At 63.4% G+C, this 3,275-nt stretch carries 4 protein-coding genes; all 4 read left to right on the forward strand.

Annotation, left to right across the window (positions count from 1 at the left end):
- A partial coding sequence (locus tag BFP90_RS07285; RefSeq protein ID WP_305118394.1) for a DNA polymerase III subunit gamma/tau C-terminal domain-containing protein occupies window positions 1-832 on the forward strand: 832 nt, incomplete at its 5' end.
- 43 nt (window positions 833-875) lie between these two features.
- Window positions 876-1,214 (forward strand): YbaB/EbfC family nucleoid-associated protein, encoded by a 339-nt coding sequence (locus BFP90_RS07290; RefSeq protein ID WP_057721228.1) that lies wholly within the window; start codon window positions 876-878, stop codon window positions 1,212-1,214.
- Window positions 1,215-1,450: 236 nt separating this feature from the next.
- Window positions 1,451-2,485 (forward strand): NADP-dependent oxidoreductase, encoded by a 1,035-nt coding sequence (locus BFP90_RS07295; RefSeq protein WP_065896356.1) that lies wholly within the window; start codon window positions 1,451-1,453, stop codon window positions 2,483-2,485.
- Window positions 2,486-2,551: 66 nt separating this feature from the next.
- Entirely contained in the window at window positions 2,552-3,154 is a 603-nt protein-coding gene (recR, locus tag BFP90_RS07300; protein ID WP_014719453.1) for a recombination mediator RecR, read from the forward strand.
- Window positions 3,155-3,275 lie beyond the last annotated feature (121 nt).

The following is a 3,275-nucleotide window of genomic DNA, read 5'->3' on the forward strand; positions in this document are numbered from 1 at the left end:
GGAGGCCGAGCCTGAAGCGGTGATCGAGGCTGAGCCTGAGCCGGAGCCGCAAATCGCCCCGGTGGTGGATCTGCCCTGGAACGACCCGGTTGAAGCGCCCGCTGAGCCCGAGCAACAGCCCGTCGTGGAGCCGGTACTGGACACCACCGGCGAGCAGCCCGAACTGACGCCAATGCCCGCGCCGACCCCGGACAGCGTAGTGCTGGATGCGCCGGAGTGGGTATCGGCGCCGGTGCCGGAGCCGACCGTGGCTCAGGTCGAGGCGGCCACGCCCGGTATCGACCTCGACGATGAACCTCCGCTGGACGAAGACTACATCGAGCCGGACATGGATTCGGCCTACAGCTACCTGGACGAACTCGCCAGCGAACACACCGCCGAGCCAGCCCCCGAGCCGGAAGTGGAGCCCGCTGCGGCACCGGCCACCGGCCTGGCCCTGCAATGGCTGGAATTGTTTCCAAAGTTGCCTATCTCCGGCATGACCGGCAGTATCGCCGCCAACTGCACGTTGATTGCCATCGACGGCGACCACTGGCTCCTGCACCTGGACCCGGCCCACAGCGCCTTGTTCAATGCCACCCAGCAGCGCCGTCTGAACGACGCGCTCAACCAGTACCATGGGCGCACGCTGACCATCGCCATCGAGCTGATCAAGCCCGAACAGGAAACCCCGGCCCAGGCTGCGACGCGTCGACGCCTGAACCGCCAGCGCGATGCGGAGGCGTCGATCCAGGCTGATCCGCTTATCCAACAAATGATGCAACAGTTCGGTGCGGTCGTCCGTCACGATACTATTGAACCTGTCGAAGCCCCGGCGCCCCAGGCGTCATGAACCGGGCGACTCTTTTGATCCACGTACTTTTGAGGTGATTCCCATGATGAAAGGTGGCATGGCCGGCCTGATGAAGCAGGCGCAGCAGATGCAGGAAAAAATGGCCAAGATGCAGGAAGAACTGGCCAACGCCGAAGTCACCGGTAAAGCCGGTGGCGATATGGTCAGCGTGGTGATGACCGGTCGTCACGACATCAAGCGCGTCAGCATCGACCCAAGCCTGCTCGAAGGCGTCAGCGATGACGACCGTGAAGTGCTGGAAGACCTGTTCGCCGCTGCCGTCAACGACGCGGTGCGCAAGATCGAAGCCAGCAGCCAGGAAAAAATGGGCGGCATGACCGCCGGCATGCAACTGCCACCGGGCATGAAGCTGCCGTTCTGATCGGCAGGCTTTAGCTGCACTCCAATGCCAGGCCTCGTGCCTGGCATTTTTGTTTGTGCCTGGTGATCGTTCCCACGCTCTGCGTGGTAACCCGCCAGGGACGCTCCGCGTCCCGGCGGGTGACGCGGAGCGTCACGAGGATGCATTCCCACGCAGAGCATGGGAACGATCTGAACCCCAACCGCCTCCCGATGGTCTGCACCCTATACCGATGCATTCGCTAAAGGAGCCCCTTCATGCCTCAAGAATCCACACTGAACCAACGCATTGTGCTGGTCTCACGCCCTCAAGGCGCACCGACCCCGGAAAACTTCCGCCTCGAACGCGTAAATTTGCCAGAGCTGGCCGACGGCCAGGTGCTGCTCAAGACACTCTACCTGTCGCTGGACCCTTATATGCGCGGACGCATGAGCGACGCGCCGTCGTACGCAGCGCCCGTGGAAATCGACGACGTGATGACCGGTGGCGCAGTCAGCCGTGTCGAGCAGTCGCGCAACCCGAAATTCGAGGTGGGCGACCTGGTGGTCGGTTCCACCGGCTGGCAAAGCCACAGTATTTCCGATGGCCGCAACCTGATGCCGGTGCCCAATGGCCTGGCCAGCTCGTCGATGGCTCTGGGCGTATTGGGCATGCCCGGCATGACCGCCTACATGGGCCTGATGGACATCGGCCAGCCCAAGGCCGGTGAAACCCTGGTCGTGGCCGCGGCCTCCGGCGCAGTGGGCTCGGTGGTGGGCCAGGTGGCCAAGCTCAAGGGCTTGCGCGTAGTGGGCGTTGCCGGCGGTGCGGACAAGTGCCGCTACGTGGTCGATGAGCTGGGTTTCGATGCCTGCATCGACCACAAGAGCGAACACTTTGCCGACGAGCTGGCCCAGGCCTGCTTCAATGGCGTCGACATCTATTTCGAGAACGTCGGCGGCAAGGTGTTCGATGCCGTGATGCCGTTGTTCAACCCCAAGGCGCGGGTGCCCCTGTGCGGGCTGATCGCCGGGTATAACGCCCACGAGGCGCCAAGCGGCCCGGATCGTCTGCCGGCGCTGCAGCGCACCTTGCTGACCAAGCGTGTGCGCATCCAGGGCTTTATCGTGTTTGACGACTACGGTGATCGCCAGCCGGAGTTCCTCAGCGCCATGGCGCCCTGGGTTCGCGAGGGCAAGATCAAGTTCCGCGAAGACGTGGTCGACGGCCTGGAGCAAGCGCCCGAAGCGTTTATCGGTTTGCTCGAGGGGCGCAACTTCGGCAAGTTGGTCGTGCGCGTCGCGCAGGATTGAGCATTTGACGCTAATCCGAGGCGCGGGTATAAACCGCGTCTCGTTGTTTTGTCGGACCCTTCGCCCATGAGCTTCAGCCCCCTGATTCGCCAACTGATCGACGCCCTGCGTACTTTGCCGGGCGTGGGCCAGAAAACTGCCCAGCGTATGGCGCTGCAACTGCTGGAGCGTGATCGCAGCGGCGGTACCCGCCTGGCCCAGGCCCTGAGCCAGGCCATGGAAGGCGTGGGCCACTGTCGCCAATGCCGCACTCTGACCGAAGAAGAACTCTGCCCGCAATGCGCCGACCCTCGTCGCGACGACACGCTGCTGTGCGTGGTGGAGGGGCCAATGGACGTGTATGCGGTGGAGCAGACCGGCTACCGCGGGCGTTACTTCGTGCTCAAGGGCCACCTGTCGCCGCTCGATGGCCTGGGGCCGGAAGCCATCGGTATTCCGCAACTGGTGGCGCGGATCGAAGAACAGGGCACCTTTACCGAGGTGATCCTGGCGACCAATCCTACCGTTGAAGGCGAAGCGACGGCGCATTACATCGCCCAGTTGCTGACCAACAAGGGGCTGATCACCTCACGTATTGCCCATGGCGTGCCACTGGGTGGCGAGCTTGAACTGGTCGACGGCGGCACCCTGGCGCACTCGTTCGCCGGCCGCAAGCCAATCGCTCTCTAAAGCCACAGCAGGACAAACTGTGGGAGGGAGCATAGGTATCTACACAACTCTGCAGCGCCCAACCGTAACCACGATGCGAAGCGAGCCGCTCTTGATCTGGCTTTTGATCTTGATCTCAGGC

The sequence above is a fragment of the Pseudomonas sp. 24 E 13 genome, from assembly GCF_900004715.1.
Taxonomy (GTDB): Bacteria; Pseudomonadota; Gammaproteobacteria; order Pseudomonadales; family Pseudomonadaceae; genus Aquipseudomonas; species Aquipseudomonas orientalis_A.

Bases quoted from the DNA above. Each gene is read 5' to 3' on its own strand.
- BFP90_RS07290 (WP_057721228.1), top strand. From the start codon at position 876: ATGATGAAAGGTGGCATGGCCGGCCTGATGAAGCAGGCGCAGCAGATG.
- recR (WP_014719453.1), top strand. From the start codon at position 2,552: ATGAGCTTCAGCCCCCTGATTCGCCAACTGATCGACGCCCTGCGTACT.
- BFP90_RS07295 (WP_065896356.1), top strand. From the start codon at position 1,451: ATGCCTCAAGAATCCACACTGAACCAACGCATTGTGCTGGTCTCACGC.